We start from the raw sequence: 15,865 nt of genomic DNA, 5'->3' as shown, positions 1-15,865 counted from the left end.
TTACATTCATGTAGGCTACTTTTTTTATTGGGGGATGATAATCATGAAAGATGTTTTACAAACCGAGCGTTTACGTTTACGCAAAATGCACGATGATGACGCACAAAGTTTATATCAAATTTGGGCTAATCCACGTGTTGCAAAATATATGAATATTGAGCCGTTTACTACATCTGCTCAAGCGCTTGCTATGATTCGTGTAATCAATGATGCACCGTATGCGCTACGTTATAGCGTACTACTTGAAAATGAAATCATTGGCTCAGCAGGTTTTAATGATATGAACGGGGCAAGTGGAGTAGTGGAGATTGGCTATGATTTAGCGGAGCACTATTGGCGTCGTGGTTTTGGTACAGAAATTGTACGAGCATTATTAACAGAGGCCACACATCATCATTACACAGAAGTTCATGCTAAAATTGCGCCTCATAATGAAGGCTCAATTAAATTAGTAGAAAAGTTAGCCTTTGCTTACCAAGCGACATTTGAAGAAGAAGGACAGCAAGTTGCGCTGTACACAAAAAAGCTACAATAATCTGCGGATTATTGTAGCTTTTATTTGGTTAAACATTTTGTAAAGATTGTTTGTAGTGTTGCAAGCTCTTCATGAGAAAGCATACCAAACATATTACTTACTAATGCCTCAATTTGTTGCTGTGATTGGTCGAGTAACTCTTTACCTTTGTCAGTAATCGCAATTTGCGAAGCACGACGGTCAGTTGTTTGCTGTGTTTTTTCAATGAAGCCAGATTTTAATAGCTTAGTTGTCAACACAGTAACACCACCAGATGTAACTTGAAGGTGTTCTGCGATTGCTGAAGGGCGCTTAGGTCCTTCAATGGCAAGAAACTCTAATAATAAAATATGGGTTTTTGAAAACCCTAACGTATTGTGCGTATTCCAATCATTTGTCCATTTACGCTCTAGTGAAGCAGCAATGGCAAATAATGAGGAAACCGTTTCACGTTGTTGTTTATCCACTACAATCAGCTCCAACTACTTAACTCTCTTGCGCTAAACGTTGCATAGCATGTAGCTCAAATGCACGTACTTTACGCGGAATGAAACGACGGATGTCCATTTCATTGTAGCCGACTTGAATGCGTTTTTCATCAATTAGGATTGGGCTACGTAGCATGCGCGGATGCTCTTGGATTACATCATATAGTTCTTGGATTGAAAGTTGCTCGATATCTAAATTTAAATTTTTATAGTCATTTGAGTTAGTTGCGATAATTTCATCTGTACCATCTTCAGTCATACTTAAGATTTCTTTAAATTCAGCTAAAGTAAGAGGCTGTGATGTAATACGTTTTTCTTTAAAAGGAATTTCGTTTTCTTTTAACCATTTTAATGCTTTTCTGGATGAAGAACAGCTCGCTTGAGAATATATAGTTACTGTCATTCTTCATTCCTCCTATTTGTTTTAGATTTTAACTTTGTTAGTAGCTTATTTATACTATACATATATCTTACCACTAAACTACTTATAAGTCAATGGGGAATTTCAATTGCTTGTACTACTTATCTATTCCCACTTTTCACTAATATATACGCATTTGCAGACAAAATGTTTCTAAAAAATGGCTTACAATGCTGTAAGAAAAAAAGCTAGGCGCACCTTTAAAGGATACGCCTAGCTACTCAGTTATAAAGTTTGCTTACCATTTGTAAACCAATCTTGCACGTCCCATACTTTCGTTGCTAAACCCTCGTAAAACTCAGGTTCGTGGCTAACGAGTACGATTGTGCCCTTATAATTTTTCATTGCTTCTTTTAATGCTGCCTTAGCATCAACATCTAAGTGATTGGTTGGCTCATCAAAGATTAACCAGTTGCTTTCTTCCATTGTTAACTTACATAAACGTACCTTGGCTTGTTCGCCACCAGATAGTTGGTTCATGGCACGTGAGATATGCTCATTTTTTAAGCCGGCGTGTGCAAGTGCACCGCGTACTTCGTTTTGCGTCATGCTAGGGAAGGCACCCCAAACATCGTCAATTGGTGTAATGTGTGGTGCTTTTACTTCCTGTTCAAAATAGGCAGGGAATAAAAAATCACCGCGTGCTACTGAGCCGTTAAGGGGCTTGATTTTACCCATCATGGTTTTAAGTAGTGTGGATTTACCCACACCATTCATCCCAACTAATGCGATTTTTTCGCCGCGTTCAATTTCAAATGTTAACGGTGGCAGTAGCGGCTTATCGTAGCCAATAACTAAATCTTTTGCTTCTACAACGAAACGTCCTGATGAGCGTGATTGTTTAAACTCAAACTCAGGTTTCATTGCTGTTTCTGGTCGATCAATTAGCTCCATGCGGTCCAATTGTTTTTGACGTGATTTGGCGCGACCAGTTGTAGAGTAACGCGCTTTGTTTTTGGCAATGAAGTCTTCTTGCTTTTTAATAAAGTCGCGTTGTTTTTCGTAAGCATCAATATGTTGACGTTTATTAATCTCAGCTAGCTCAGTAAATTTTTCATAGGTTGCTGTGTAGCGTGTTAGTTTTGAAAACTCTAAGTGGAAGATGACATCAACTACACCATTCATAAACTCTGTATCATGTGAGATTAATAAGAAGGCATGTGGATAGTTTTTTAAATAGTTAGCTAGCCACGAAATATGTTCTTCGTCTAAATAGTTGGTTGGCTCATCAAGTAGTAGTACCTTTGGTTTTTCTAAAAGTAGTTTAGCAAGTAATACCTTAGTGCGCTGACCACCTGATAATGCAGCTACATCACGTTCAAGCCCAATAGCATCTAAGCCAAGGCGCGCGCAATTTCTTCGATTTTCATATCTAATGTATAAAAATCGCCTGCGTCTAATGCGTCTTGAATTTCTGCCATATCTTCTAATAATTTTTCGAGTTCTTCTGGTGTAGCATCAGCCATTTGATTCGTAATTTCATTTAGCTCTTCTTCTTTTTTGTATAAAGGAAGGAAGGCGTCACGAAGTACTTCTCGCATAGTGCGACCTGCTTCGAGTACGGTGTGTTGATCTAAATAGCCGTAGTGTGTATTAGGTAGCCATTCTACTTTGCCTGTATCGTGAATGGCTTGCCCTGTAATAATGCTCATTAAAGTTGATTTACCGACACCATTTGCACCCACAAGCCCAATATGGTCGCCTTCAACTAAACGAAATGATACATCTTTAAATAATGTACGGTCACCAAATGAGTGACCAAGTTTTTCAACTGTTAAAATTGCCATGAAACGTTCCTCTTCTCTTTAAAGTGCCGCAAGCTGTTTGTTTAGCTCCGCTAGGCGAGCTTCCATATCTGAAAGACGCTGTTCTGCTTTTGTAACCATATCGTTATGTCCTGTTGACTCTAGTTTTTCGATATCACCCTGTAAATTCATGTAATCCATTTTAAGCTCAGTAATTTGATATTGAATTTGACTTTTCGTTTGCATACGTAACTTCCTTCCTATGATAAAAGTGTAACCTGTTTTGAAATATAGCATGTGGAAATTGGAAAATCAAACGCGATATGCCGAAACTATATAGTGAAATAGTAGCTTAGCTATGTAAAGATAAAGATAGAAAGAAGGGGTGACGAGCATGAAGTTACGTTCGGCGATTGTTGTGGGTGCAACGGGGCTTGTAGGGAGCGAGTTAGTAAAGCAATTATGTGCGTGTGATGAGTATGTGTCTGTCACAGTCATTGTGCGCAAAAAAATAGATTTTACCCACGATAAATTAATGGTTAAGGTACGTGATTTTGATCGTTTAGAGGAGCGCGATATTGATTTTGCCCACGAGGTGTATTGCTGTTTGGGTACAACAATTAAAAAGGCAGGCTCACGCCAGGCTTTTGAAAAGGTGGATTTTTCGTACCCTTTACACATCGCATCACTCGCAAAGAAAAAGGGCATACCGCATTTTATTGTAATTACCGCAATGAATGCTAATGCAAAATCTTTTGTTTATTATAGTAGGGTAAAAGGTATGTTAGAGCGTGATTTGATTGAGCTTGATTTGCCACAGCTGTCCATTGTGCGTCCTTCGTTATTAACAGGTGCGCGTGAGGAGTTTCGTTTTGGTGAGCGCGTTGGAGCAGTAATGCTTGCACTTTTACGACCTGTGTTAGTAGGCCCGCTTAAACGTTTTAAATCTATTGAAGCTCGGCAAGTAGCGCAGGCTATGCTCTGTATTGCTTTATACGAAAAAAAACAAAAGGTAGCCATCTATCAATCTCATCAGCTACAGCAATTACAGCCGCCAGCAGTGCATGAGCAAGAAGAAGAAATTATATTTAATTGGAAAGAACGCGAGTAAAACATAACGAAAAAGGTAAGAAAAGAAGAAAGGAAGTGAAAAGTTTATGTTAGATTCTTTATTATTTCAAATCACACTCATTGTATTTTTAGGGATTTTATCGCAATGGCTAGCATGGCGCTTTAATATCCCAGCCATTGTTATTATGTCGTTTGCGGGGTTACTTGTTGGTCCGTTTTTAGGCTTAATTGATCCATCGCAAAGTTTCGGGGCTATTTTTAATCCGCTCATCTCATTAGCTGTAGCGATTATTTTATTCGAAGGTAGTTTAAGTCTCGACTTTAGGGAGATTAAAGGATTTCGTAAACCGATTTTTAGAATCTCGACAATCGGAGCCTTTGTAGCTTGGATTGCGGGTTCACTTGCGGCGCATTATGTTGCAGGGCTGTCACTACAGGTAGCCTTTGTTATTGGGGGCTTGTTTATTGTAACGGGGCCAACGGTTATTTTACCGCTCTTACGTCAAGCAAAATTAAAAGAGCGCCCTGCTTCCATTTTAAAATGGGAAGGGATTGTTGTTGACCCATTTGGTGCATTGCTTGCATTATTTGCCTTCAATGTTGTGCTTTTTATTGATGCACAAACAACAGGTGTAGCATTACTGGAGTTCTTTGCAGCAGCCTTATTTGCTGTTGTGCTAGGGCTAGGTATTGGTTTTGGTCTAGGGATTTTACTTGAGCGTGGTTTTGTACCAGAGTATTTAAAATCACCTGTCGTATTTGCCTTTGTACTCGTAGCTTTTGGTATTAGCGATGCAGTTATGCACGAAACAGGGTTACTTGCTGTTACAGCTATGGGTATGATTATGGCTAATATGCATTTAAGCTCAATTCGCGATATGCGTCACTTTAAAGAAAATGTTTCGGTACTATTAATTTCAAGCGTCTTTGTAATGTTAACTGCCTCATTATCGCTTGATACGTTAAAAAGTATTTTAGATATTCGTATGTTGCTGTTTGTATTAGCGATGATGTTTATCGTGCGCCCACTGTCTATCTTTATTGCGACAATTAATACAGGTGTACCCTTAAACGAAAAAATCCTGCTAGGTTGGATTGCGCCGCGTGGTATCGTAGCTTTAACAGTTTCTGGTTACTTTGCAACAGTGTTAGTGGATGCAGGCTATGAGGATGGGCAAGTATTAACCGCTTTAACACTAGCCTTAGTGTTTGCTACTGTACTTGCGCATGGGTTTTCAATTAGCTGGTTGGCAGATAAACTTGGTTTAACAGCCACGAAAGAGTCGGGCGTATTAATTATTGGTGGCTCACCATTTGCAGCCGCACTTGCACAAGAGCTCCAAGAGTTAAATAAGCCAGTTTTAATTATGGATCGCAACTGGCAAGATTTACGCGATGCTCGTCGAACGGGTATACCAAGTTTAGCGGGGGATGTATTATCTGAACAAACGGAGTATAGCGTGGATTTATCACCATACGAAAAAATGATTGCTGCAACGACAGATGATTCCTATAATGCATTGATTTGTGCAAGTTTTGTACCCGATTTAGGTCGTGAAAACTTGTACCAAACAACGATGCATATGAATGACCCGCAAAATTACCGTAAGTCTCTTGGTGGTAAAATGTTATTTGAACCAACACAGGACATTCATAAATTAAATGATTTATTAGAGCAAGGCTTTGTTATGCGTCGCACATCAATTACAGATAAGTATACGTATAATCAGTTTATGCGTTCGAAAGCACCTGATAGTATTCCATTATTTGTTGTGCGTGAGGAAGGGGATATTTCCTTCTTTGTTAATGGTAAAGTACGTAATGTTGAGTCAGGCGCAACCATTGTAAGCTTGGTATCACCTGCAGTTAAAGAAGCACGCGTACAAGAGCGATTAGAGCAAGAACGACGTAAGCAAGCTACGTCAAAAGACTGAATTTATCCGAATTATTACGCAGGTCAAGGATGTTTTGCTACAATGGAATAACATTATTAACTAAGTGGAGGGTATTAGGACATGAAGATTTTACTTGTTGACGGCACAGTATTAGGCCGTAAAACAGGCGCGATTTTACAACAAATTGAAGAGTACATTCAAGACCTTGCGCCAAACTTTGAATTAGAAATTATGTACTTTAGTGAGTATGAGCACCAAATTGTTGATGGCACACCGTTAAATGATTCGATGAAGGCGATGGTAGCAAAATTTGAGGAAGCGGATGCTTATATTATTGCAACGCCAATCTTCCAAGCCTCTATCCCTGGTGTGTTAAAAAATGCGTTTGATATGTTACACCCTAAAACAATGCGCTATAAGCCAGTTTCGATTGTCGCAAACGGTGGCACATACCAGCATCACCTTGTGGTGGAAAACCAGCTAAAACCAATTTTAGATTATTTCCGTGCATTAGTGACACCTAACTACGTGTACACACATACAACGCATTTTAATGCGGATAATAAGATTATTGATGAAGGCGTACAAGATCGCCTACGTGAACTAGCGCGCGTTTTCGTGCAATATTGTGCGATGAGCGACACACTATGTAAAGAAGCAATCGACGAATAAATCTACTATGCCGCAGCGTGAGCTACAAATACGCTGCGGCATTTTTTTGTGCTAAAATGAGAGGATATGTGTAAATCGGAGGGAGTGAGTGTGTGCGACAAGAATGTAGTTTGATTTTAACAAAAACAGCGCGAGCAAAGATGGAGGCGCATTACGAAAAGGCCGAGCAGTTATTTAATAAGCAATCCTTTTATCATGTTCATATTGAGCGTGAAGCGGCACAAGAAGTAGATGAGCTAAAGGTTAAATTAATTATTAGCCCCACAGAAAATAAAGCATTACAAGGCGATGTCATTGTTATGCATTGTTTATGTAAAGAGGATGGCTTTGTAGTAGTTAACTATCAGCTTGAGCAACAACGCTACCATCAGCACCTCGCAACCAACTACCGTCTATCACTCGACATTAAATTTATTACAGAAACATTCCGTAAAGGGATTTTTGCTAAGCCATTTCGAACAAAGATTGCAAACTTGCCGATTGCTAAAGAGCGCTCAGCTTATGTACAAAAACGTATTGCTGGTTGGGAAGGCTATTTACAAATTCAGGAGAGCAAGGAAACACAAAATGATATTGAAGCAAGTTATCGCAATGCCTATTTTAATGACAGTTTTACTAAGCTCACATTACAACTTTCGTTAACTAGCAAACAGCTACAACAAATCGAAAACTACGGTGTATCTTTTACAGGGCATGCTGAAGCAGGCAGTGTAAGCAAGATCAACAAGCAGGATAAAACGATTACTGTTGAGTTGCGTGGCAAAGCCCAGCGTGCGGCACGTAAACGTGAGTTACTACATAGTGATAAACTTGTGACTTTTAGTAATCGCGCTACGCTTATTCAATTACAACGTTTGCGTGGCGGTTTTAAAGCGTTAGCTAATGGTTTAGCGGTAAACCCTAACCTTGAGCAAATTTTATTTGATAAAAAACCAACACTTGAGCCCCCGCAGGAGCTAGCACCTATTACCTTTCACAACACGCTAAATGAGTACCAGCAAGATGCAGTAAGAGGTGCACTTGCGGCTTCAGACATTTTTACTATACAAGGCCCACCAGGTACAGGTAAGACAACAGTTATCTCCGAAATTTGTTTGCAAAATGTCCGAGCAGGTAAACGTACCCTCATTGCTTCGCAGTCTAACTTAGCTGTAGATAATGCACTTGGCCGTTTATTAAAAGACGTGGATACGCGTATTTTACGTTTTGGACGTACAGAGAGTATTGAGGAGGAGGGGCGTCCTTTTATTGAGGATAATGTTGGCTATTACTGGTTGGAGCAAACGCTCGCAGCAGTACAAGCAGATATTGTACAGCAACCTACTGTAGCGCAAGAGCAGGCGGCAAAAATCACAGCACTTCAAACAGAGCAGCAACAATTGCAACAAGCGATAATACAATCAGAAGCAGACATTGTACAAAAAAACGAAGCAGAGCAAGCACTACCTAAGCTACGCGAACAAATGCTAGCGTGTAAGGCGCAAATTGATGAGGCTGACGAAAAGAAACAAGCGCTTCTTAAACAACAGCAAGCGCTAAATGAACAACTGATTGCACAGTTAAATCAGCTTGAACAGCTTTTTGAACAACAACAGCGTGAGCCAACAGTAGCGGAGTTAACTGAGCGTATGGCACGCTATGCCAAGCAACAACAAACGTATAAAACTGAGCTTGCCTACCAACACGTAGCACAACAACTTACCGTGACGCATTCACAAAAAGTATATGACCAAGCGCATTACGACGATGCCGAACGCTTTATTGCTACGTTAACAACGGCTGAGCGTGTAGCACGCTACTTTAAACATTATGGGCTTTCAGTTCGACATTTTCCTAGAGGGCTTGGTGATACACTACGAAGCTACGGGCAGTTAACTAAGCATCAGCAACTACAAGTTGAGCTAAAGCAAATCATTAGTGAGTTAGCCACCCATCTAACAGAAGAACAGTATGCAATGTGTAAGCAACAAGCTATTGCTAAACAGGGGCATTTTTCAATGACTAAAATACAGCAAGGCTTGCATAGTTTACAGGATAAAATCGCTCTAGTGCCTTTAGCACAGTGGCAAGAGCAGGAGCTTCTAACATGGTTACAAGCCTTTATGGTGATGAGTATGTATGTGCATCGCAAGTGCCAACAGCTTGCGGTGAGTGAGCAAACATTAACGCAGGAGTTACCTTACCTACGTTCATTGCTACCAAATGTGCTACGCCAAGAGCGTTTTATGAATGATTTTATTCGTCAAACGGCAACGAATCATAGTCAGCAACAGCAAGCATTAACAGAGCAGCTACAAGCTTTTACTATAACTGCACCTACAGCCTCAATAGCAACACTAAATAACCAATTGCAACAAGTAGCACAAGCACAACTCGATGTTGAGCTTCAATTAATTCAATTACAACGCCTTGAGCAGCAATTAGTTGATGTGCAAAAACTTATAAAGCAAATTGAACAACAACAGCAACAAGTCGAAGCGGCAATTACAGAGCAAACCGAGCTGAGCCGCGAAAAAAATAAAGAAGGTAGCGAACTTCAACGTCAGGCTAAGGCATTAAAACAGCTTCAACAAACAACACCAGAACACACGAAAAAAGAGCTGCAAGAAGCATTACAGCAAATTGTAGCGCAGTGTGAAGTGTTAGAAGAACAGCAACGCCAACAGCCCCTTATTGATGAATTACGTCAAACTTGGACAGGCTTATTAGCAGAGGCAACGGATGAGGATGTTAGTAAAATACGAGAGATGTATGTACGCCATGCAAATGTAGTAGGCACAACTTGTGTAGCTTCGGCGCGTGCAGAGTTTACCAATAGCTTTGACACATTTGATACAGTAATTATTGATGAAGTATCGAAGGCTACACCGCCTGAGTTATTATTACCAATGTTAAAAGGTAAGCAAATTATTTTAGTGGGAGACCACCATCAACTACCACCATTACTTGGTGACGATACACTTGAGGAAACAATGGCGCAAATTTTACAAAACAACCCTACTTTTGAAGGTAAGCAAGAGCTAGCACAATTATTAAAAGAGTCGCTATTTGAGCGCTTATTTAAACAATTGCCAGCTGCCAATAAACAAATGCTTGCCATTCAGTACCGTATGCATGAGCAAATAATGCAAAGTATTGCACCGTTTTATGCTGACGAAGCAGGCGGTTTGCAGTGTGGGTTAGGTGATTCGGATGCGCTACGCGATCACTACTTACAAACCTCTTATTTTACGCGAGCTAATCATTTAGTGTGGTTAGATACGCCCACTACAAGCGAGTTTGAGGAGCAACGGATGCCAAACGGTACAAGTCGTTTTAATGAAGGAGAGCTAACTACAATTGCTAATTTACTACGAGAAACAAACGAAGCGGTTGCAACAGCTAAACAAGCTGGCTTGCTACCTCAAGCGTCGCAAAAAAGCGTAGGTGTGATTAGTTTTTACGGTGAGCAAGTGAAGCGCTTAACACGTTTAGTAACGCAGGAGCTTAACCTACCTCATCTACTTATTCGTACAGGAACGGTAGATAAGTTTCAAGGTATGGAGATGGATATTGTCGTCGTTAGTATGGTGCGTAATGCACAAAAAGGGGGCGACGTTGGTTTTGCTAAGGACTATCGCCGCTTAAATGTTGCTTTATCACGTGCGCGTCAGCTATTAGTGCTCGTGGGGAGTAGTGATATGTTTGCTAATAAAGCACGCCAAGCACCTACACGCAGTATGTACCAAACTTTAAAACAAACCGTTCAGCAGGCGGGAGGGCTTCAACAAGTAGAGGCAGTAGGAGTGATGTAATGGAGCAATTAAAAGAGCGTTTAGCACGCGAGCTATTACAGGATTTACATGTTCAGATTGTAGAGCGTGGTGACTTTAGTGTGCCTGTACAAGCAATTGAGGTACAGTACACGCCAATTTCACGAGCGCCTATGGATGTACTAATGAAAATGATTTTACTCGTTATCAAAAAAATGCCAATTAAAAGCCCGACACAAATTAGTGAGTTGCTACATGTCGAAATTTTATTCATTACGGATATTTTACAAGCACTTATGCGTGAGCGCATGCTGACACAGGATACGAGTTATCACCTAACAGAAAAAGGCGAGCAACAACTAGCACTTGGGATTTTTGAGCAACAGCTCGAAACAACAATAGATACCTTGCTCTATAGTACATTGCACGAAGCTTTTGTAGCGAGTAGTTTAGAAGACATTGAGACTAATGTATATTTGCCAGAGCCACTTGAGGACGTCCCTGAAACGATTAATATTGAAGACGAGATTTACTGTGCCCAACTTACGCAGTCAACAGCGCAACTTGTCACCACAATTGAGCAGGTGAGTCATCAGCAAGTATATGATGTGCCTTGCTTGTATTTTGTGCTTTATAATAAAGAGGAAGACAGCTACTATGCACGCGTTTGGCATGTGCTAGATGCACAGTGGGACGCGCAAGTAGAGGCGAAATTAAATCAACAGCAGCGCTTAATATGGCGCGAAAAATATACCACTAAAGAGGAGCTAAACCATGGCTAAAAAAGTAGTAATTGCAGAAAAACCCTCAGTAGCACGTGATATTGCGCGTGTGCTAAATTGTTCGAAAAAAGGTAACGGTTATTTAGAGGGCAATGAATATATTGTGACGTGGGCGCTTGGTCACCTAGTAACACTTGCTGACCCAGAGGCTTATGATCAAAAGTATAAAACATGGAATCTAGAAGACTTACCAATGTTGCCTAATGACCTGAAAACGACGGTTATTCGTCAAACAACTAAACAATACAATGCTGTAAAATCACAGCTTGTACGCAAAGATGTTAATGAAATTATTATCGCAACAGATGCAGGGCGTGAAGGTGAGCTAGTAGCGCGTTGGATTATTGATAAAGCACGCGTCAACAAGCCAACAAAGCGTTTGTGGATTTCGTCTGTAACGGATAAGGCAATTAAGCAAGGCTTTGCTAGTCTAAAACCAGGCAAAGCCTACGAAAATTTATATGATGCAGCTGTAGCACGCTCTGAGGCTGATTGGTATGTAGGGCTTAACGCTACGCGCGCTTTAACAACAAAACATAATGCGCAACTATCAGCAGGGCGTGTACAAACACCAACGGTTGCCATTATCGCAGCTCGTGAGCAAGAGATTATGACGTTTAAACCAAAAACCTTTTATGGTATCGAAGCTAAAACACCAACAGTTAAGTTAACATGGCAAGATAGCCAAACAAAGGACACGAAAACATTTGATCGTGCAAAAACAGAAGCAGTAATGAAAAAAATTAACAACCAACAAGCGGTTATTACACAGCTCGATATCAAACAAAAGAAAGCCTACGCACCTGGCTTATACGATTTAACAGAACTACAACGTGATGCAAATAAAATTTTCGGTTACTCTGCGAAAGAAACATTAAACATCATGCAAAAGCTTTATGAGCAGCATAAGGTATTAACTTACCCACGTACAGACTCACGCTATTTATCAAGTGATATTGTAGCAACATTACCAGAACGTATTAAATCATGTGGTGTTGGCGAATATCGTACATTAGCTAATAAAGTATTAACCAAACCGATTAAAGCCAATAAATCTTTTGTAGATGATAGTAAGGTGAGTGACCACCATGCCATCATTCCAACAGAGGAGTATGTTAACCAATCAGCATTTAATGATAAGGAGCGCAAAATTTATGATTTAGTAGTAAAGCGCTTTTTAGCCGTGCTATATCCACCACATGAGTATGAGCAATTAACTATCCATGCAGCCATTGCGGATGAAAATTTTATTGCGCGTGGTAAAACCGTAACAGTGCAAGGTTTTAAAGAGGTATACAATCATGCAGAGGAAGACGATAGTGATGTAAAAGAGCAGTTACTACCAAAGCTTGCGAAGGGCGATAAGTTAGATGTAACGGTAGTGCATGAAACAACAGGACAAACTAAAGCACCAGCACGCTTTAATGAAGCTACATTACTATCAGCTATGGAAAACCCAACGCGCTACTTACAAGCGAGTGATAAACAGTTAGCTGCTACATTAAAATCAACTGGTGGTTTAGGTACAGTAGCTACCCGTGCTGATATTATCGAAAAGCTCTTTAACTCTTTCCTTATCGAAAAACGCGGAGGAAAAGAAATTTATGTAACGTCAAAGGGTAAACAATTATTAGATTTAGTCCCTGAAGGATTACGTTCACCTGAGCTTACAGGTGAGTGGGAGTTAAAACTTGAGCAAATTGCCCAAGGTAAATTGAAAAAGGCTGATTTTATTGCGGAAATGAAACAATATACGAAGGAAATTGTGCGTGAGATTAAAGCGGATGACACGAAGTTTAAGCATGATAATATTTCGACTAAATCATGCCCAGATTGCGGTAAGCCAATGCTTGAGGTAAATGGTAAGCGCGGTAAGATGTTAGTGTGCCAAGACCGAGAATGTGGACATCGTAAAAATGTATCGCGCACAACGAATGCACGTTGCCCTGAGTGTAAAAAGAAATTAGAGCTACGTGGTGAGGGAGATGGTCAAATCTTTACATGTCGCTGTGGCTATCGTGAAAAAATGTCGTCATTCCAAAAGCGTCGCCAGCAAAATAATAAGGGTAAAGTTAGTAAGCATGAAGTACAAAAATTTATGAAACAGCAAGATGAAGAGCCAGTAAATGATGCCTTAGCGAATGCACTTAAAGGCTTGAAATTTGATTAATGTAACGTAAAAATTGTGGGTGATGGCACAGGCAACCAAGTAGATAGCCAAAACCAAATAATTAAAAATAAAATCGGGACAGCACTGCGCCAAAGCAATTTGGGCGGTGCTGTTTTTTGTAAGGTATAAATTTTTCGCATGCTATCCGCCTCCATTTACTGTAATGTAACGAGCATAAATTTAAATACCTTAGTTGTCAACTAGGATTAGTGTTGTTTTGTTTTTCAAGCTGTGCTAATATGATGAACAATACATATCCCAACTTATTTAGTTGGTTTAATAAAGGGAGCTGTGATGGATGGTTAGTGATATGCGAGCGCTCGTTGGTAATACACCTTTATACGAGCTAAAAAAAATAGCACCGCGTGAAAACGTTAAAATTTACGCTAAGCTAGAGTTTTTAAATTTAGGCGGTAGCATTAAAGATCGTTTAGGTTTTCATATTATTGAGCAAGCTTTAGCAAGCGGTAAATTACAGCAGGGCGGTACAGTTATTGAGCCTACTGCAGGTAATACAGCAATTGGCTTAGCTCTCGCAGGCATTTATTTTGGTGTTAACGTTATGGTTGTTGTGCCTGATGGCTTTAGTGTAGAAAAACAAGTAACTGCAGCCGCATTGGGTGCAGAAATTGTACTAACACCTAAAGCACAGGGAATGAAGGGAGCTATTGCTAAGGCGCAAGCACTTCACCAACAACTTGAGGATAGTTATTTTCCTAATCAGTTTGCGAATGAATGGAATCCAGCTACGTATTACCACACGCTCGGACCAGAGATTAGCAATGAGCTAGATGCGCTTGATTACTTTGTAGCAGGTGCAGGAACAGCAGGTACATTTATGGGGACTTCACGCTATTTAAAAGAGCAATTCTCGCATATTAAAACCGCTATTGTAGAGCCAGAGGGCTCAATTATTAATGGTGGTTTAGCAGGGCCACACCGTACAGAGGGCATTGGTATGGAATTATTTCCACCATTTTTTACTACTGATTTATTTGATGAGGTATATACAATTTCGGATGATGCAGCCTTTTTGCGTGTGAAACAATTGGCTTCACAGGAAGGGTTACTTGTTGGTAGTTCTTCAGGTGCGGCGCTAGATGCCTGTTTGCAAATTGCCGAACAGACAACAGGGCCATTAACAATTGTGACAATTTTTCCGGACAGCAGTGATCGTTACTTAACAAAAAATATATTTGGGGGTCAAAGCAATGCGTAAAAAAACAGCGTTAATTCATGGTGGTATTACAACAGATGCACAAACAGGTGCCGTATCTTTACCAATTTTTCAGGCAAGTACATTTAAACAAAAAAGTGTAGGAGATTTTACGTATGAGTATGGACGTACGGGCAACCCTACACGAGAAGGTGTAGAGAGCTTTATTGCAGCAATTGAACAAGGTACACATGGCTTTGCTTTTGCTTCTGGTATGGCCGCAATCCATGCGGTAATGCAATTGTTTGAAGCGGGCGACCATTTACTTATTACAGATGATGTGTACGGTGGTACATATCGCTTAATGACAAAGATTTTAGCAAAAAATAATATTAGTGTAAGCTTTGTAGATACAGCAGACCATGCGGCAATTGAAGCTGCAATTACCTCTGCAACAAAGGCAATTTTTATCGAAACGCCAACCAATCCTTTATTAAAGGTGACGGATATACGTGCAGTCGCACAACTTGCGCAACAACATAATTTAACGCTAATTGTGGATAATACGTTTAGTACGCCTTACTGGCAAAATCCTTTAGTACTGGGTGCTGATATTGTAGTGCATAGTGCAACAAAATATTTAGGTGGACATAGTGATGTAGTAGCAGGTTTAGTAGCTGTTAAAGATGAGCAGTTGGCAGAGCAACTACATTTTATTCAAAACGGGGCTGGTGCTGTCCTAAGCCCACATGATAGTTGGCTTTTAATTCGTGGCATGAAAACATTAGGCGTACGTATGGAAGAAATCGAGCATAACGCCAATAAGTTAGCCGCATTTTTGGTAGCACATCCTAAAGTAGAGAAGGTGTATTACCCAGGTTTGAGCTCGCATAAAGGTCATACTATTCATGAGGCTCAAGCGAGTGGTTTTGGCGGTATTATTTCTTTTACGGTTGCGACAGAAGAACAAGCGCTAGCATTATTGCAACGTACAAAATTCTTTACTTTAGCAGAGAGCTTAGGCGCAGTCGAAAGTTTGATTTCTTTGCCAGCAAAAATGACGCATGCTTCTATTCCGCGTGAACGTCGTTTGGCGTTAGGCATTGAGGATGGGCTTATTCGTATATCCGTAGGACTTGAGGATATTGAAGACTTAATTGAAGACTTAACACAGGCATTACAATAAAAAGAGGCTGGGA

At 40.2% G+C, this 15,865-nt stretch carries 13 protein-coding genes and 1 pseudogene; 9 read left to right on the top strand and 5 right to left on the bottom strand.

Annotated features, from left to right (window positions below; translation table 11 throughout):
* The first annotated feature begins 43 nt into the window (after positions 1-43).
* Positions 44-535, top strand: coding sequence for a GNAT family N-acetyltransferase (locus CH76_RS08720; protein WP_036145131.1), 492 nt, complete (start codon positions 44-46; stop codon positions 533-535).
* Positions 536-555: 20 nt separating this feature from the next.
* Here the strand turns inward: CH76_RS08720 and CH76_RS08715 are convergent, their stop codons facing one another.
* From CH76_RS08715 to CH76_RS08700, 4 genes and pseudogenes are all read right to left on the bottom strand, one after another.
* Positions 556-981 carry a MarR family winged helix-turn-helix transcriptional regulator gene (locus tag CH76_RS08715; protein ID WP_036145155.1) on the bottom strand — a complete coding sequence of 142 codons (426 nt, stop codon included), beginning with the start codon at positions 979-981 and terminating at the stop codon, positions 556-558.
* 19 nt (positions 982-1,000) lie between these two features.
* Positions 1,001-1,405 (bottom strand): transcriptional regulator Spx, encoded by a 405-nt coding sequence (gene spx / locus CH76_RS08710; protein WP_036145130.1) that lies wholly within the window; start codon positions 1,403-1,405, stop codon positions 1,001-1,003.
* Positions 1,406-1,648: 243 nt separating this feature from the next.
* A pseudogene (locus tag CH76_RS08705) lies at positions 1,649-3,210 on the bottom strand (ABC-F family ATP-binding cassette domain-containing protein).
* A gap of 18 nt (positions 3,211-3,228) precedes the next feature.
* Positions 3,229-3,414: an SE1832 family protein gene (locus tag CH76_RS08700; RefSeq protein WP_036145129.1), complete on the bottom strand. Its 186-nt coding sequence runs from the start codon at positions 3,412-3,414 to the stop codon at positions 3,229-3,231.
* Positions 3,415-3,562: 148 nt separating this feature from the next.
* Between CH76_RS08700 and CH76_RS08695 the strand changes: the two genes are divergently transcribed.
* The 6 genes from CH76_RS08695 (at position 3,563) to CH76_RS08670 (ending at position 13,510) form a co-directional block, all read left to right on the top strand.
* Complete coding sequence (locus CH76_RS08695; protein WP_036145154.1) at positions 3,563-4,279, top strand: NAD(P)H-binding protein; 717 nt, start codon at positions 3,563-3,565, stop codon at positions 4,277-4,279.
* A gap of 46 nt (positions 4,280-4,325) precedes the next feature.
* Positions 4,326-6,173: a sodium:proton antiporter gene (locus tag CH76_RS08690; RefSeq protein ID WP_036145128.1), complete on the top strand. Its 1,848-nt coding sequence runs from the start codon at positions 4,326-4,328 to the stop codon at positions 6,171-6,173.
* A gap of 81 nt (positions 6,174-6,254) precedes the next feature.
* Positions 6,255-6,806 (top strand): NADPH-dependent FMN reductase, encoded by a 552-nt coding sequence (locus CH76_RS08685; RefSeq protein ID WP_036145127.1) that lies wholly within the window; start codon positions 6,255-6,257, stop codon positions 6,804-6,806.
* A gap of 92 nt (positions 6,807-6,898) precedes the next feature.
* Positions 6,899-10,600, top strand: coding sequence for an AAA domain-containing protein (locus CH76_RS08680; RefSeq protein ID WP_051910296.1), 3,702 nt, complete (start codon positions 6,899-6,901; stop codon positions 10,598-10,600).
* Positions 10,600-11,340 (top strand): hypothetical protein, encoded by a 741-nt coding sequence (locus CH76_RS08675; protein ID WP_036145125.1) that lies wholly within the window; start codon positions 10,600-10,602, stop codon positions 11,338-11,340. Before CH76_RS08680 ends, CH76_RS08675 begins: the two co-directional genes overlap by 1 nt.
* Positions 11,333-13,510 (top strand): DNA topoisomerase III, encoded by a 2,178-nt coding sequence (locus CH76_RS08670; RefSeq protein ID WP_036145124.1) that lies wholly within the window; start codon positions 11,333-11,335, stop codon positions 13,508-13,510. Before CH76_RS08675 ends, CH76_RS08670 begins: the two co-directional genes overlap by 8 nt.
* On the opposite strand, the gene CH76_RS13920 is transcribed toward CH76_RS08670, so the two are convergent.
* Positions 13,507-13,650 carry a hypothetical protein gene (locus CH76_RS13920; protein WP_161769884.1) on the bottom strand — a complete coding sequence of 48 codons (144 nt, stop codon included), beginning with the start codon at positions 13,648-13,650 and terminating at the stop codon, positions 13,507-13,509. The two genes, CH76_RS08670 and CH76_RS13920, sit on opposite strands and share 4 nt — an antisense overlap.
* 158 nt (positions 13,651-13,808) lie before the next feature.
* Between CH76_RS13920 and CH76_RS08665 the strand changes: the two genes are divergently transcribed.
* The gene (locus CH76_RS08665) at positions 13,809-14,729 is read left to right on the top strand and encodes a PLP-dependent cysteine synthase family protein (RefSeq protein ID WP_036145123.1); all 921 of its coding nucleotides are present in this window, start codon (positions 13,809-13,811) and stop codon (positions 14,727-14,729) included.
* Positions 14,722-15,852 carry a bifunctional cystathionine gamma-lyase/homocysteine desulfhydrase gene (locus CH76_RS08660; RefSeq protein ID WP_036145122.1) on the top strand — a complete coding sequence of 377 codons (1,131 nt, stop codon included), beginning with the start codon at positions 14,722-14,724 and terminating at the stop codon, positions 15,850-15,852. The genes CH76_RS08665 and CH76_RS08660 overlap by 8 nt, the downstream gene beginning before the upstream one ends.
* Positions 15,853-15,865 lie beyond the last annotated feature (13 nt).

Origin of the sequence: Lysinibacillus sp. BF-4 (assembly GCF_000743635.1) — a bacterium.
Classification (GTDB): domain Bacteria; phylum Bacillota; class Bacilli; order Bacillales_A; family Planococcaceae; genus Metalysinibacillus; species Metalysinibacillus saudimassiliensis.
The sequence above is the reverse complement of the archived record's forward strand: the minus strand, read 5'-3'. Positions and strand labels throughout refer to the sequence as shown.

Excerpts from the sequence above, each read along its gene's own strand:
- CH76_RS08720 (WP_036145131.1), top strand. The coding sequence starts at position 44 with ATGAAAGATGTTTTACAAACCGAGCGTTTACGTTTACGCAAAATGCAC.
- spx (WP_036145130.1), bottom strand. The coding sequence starts at position 1,405 with ATGACAGTAACTATATATTCTCAAGCGAGCTGTTCTTCATCCAGAAAA.
- CH76_RS08700 (WP_036145129.1), bottom strand. The coding sequence starts at position 3,414 with ATGCAAACGAAAAGTCAAATTCAATATCAAATTACTGAGCTTAAAATG.
- CH76_RS08695 (WP_036145154.1), top strand. The coding sequence starts at position 3,563 with ATGAAGTTACGTTCGGCGATTGTTGTGGGTGCAACGGGGCTTGTAGGG.
- CH76_RS08690 (WP_036145128.1), top strand. The coding sequence starts at position 4,326 with ATGTTAGATTCTTTATTATTTCAAATCACACTCATTGTATTTTTAGGG.
- CH76_RS08685 (WP_036145127.1), top strand. The coding sequence starts at position 6,255 with ATGAAGATTTTACTTGTTGACGGCACAGTATTAGGCCGTAAAACAGGC.
- CH76_RS08675 (WP_036145125.1), top strand. The coding sequence starts at position 10,600 with ATGGAGCAATTAAAAGAGCGTTTAGCACGCGAGCTATTACAGGATTTA.
- CH76_RS08670 (WP_036145124.1), top strand. The coding sequence starts at position 11,333 with ATGGCTAAAAAAGTAGTAATTGCAGAAAAACCCTCAGTAGCACGTGAT.
- CH76_RS13920 (WP_161769884.1), bottom strand. The coding sequence starts at position 13,650 with ATGCGAAAAATTTATACCTTACAAAAAACAGCACCGCCCAAATTGCTT.
- CH76_RS08665 (WP_036145123.1), top strand. The coding sequence starts at position 13,809 with ATGGTTAGTGATATGCGAGCGCTCGTTGGTAATACACCTTTATACGAG.
- CH76_RS08660 (WP_036145122.1), top strand. The coding sequence starts at position 14,722 with ATGCGTAAAAAAACAGCGTTAATTCATGGTGGTATTACAACAGATGCA.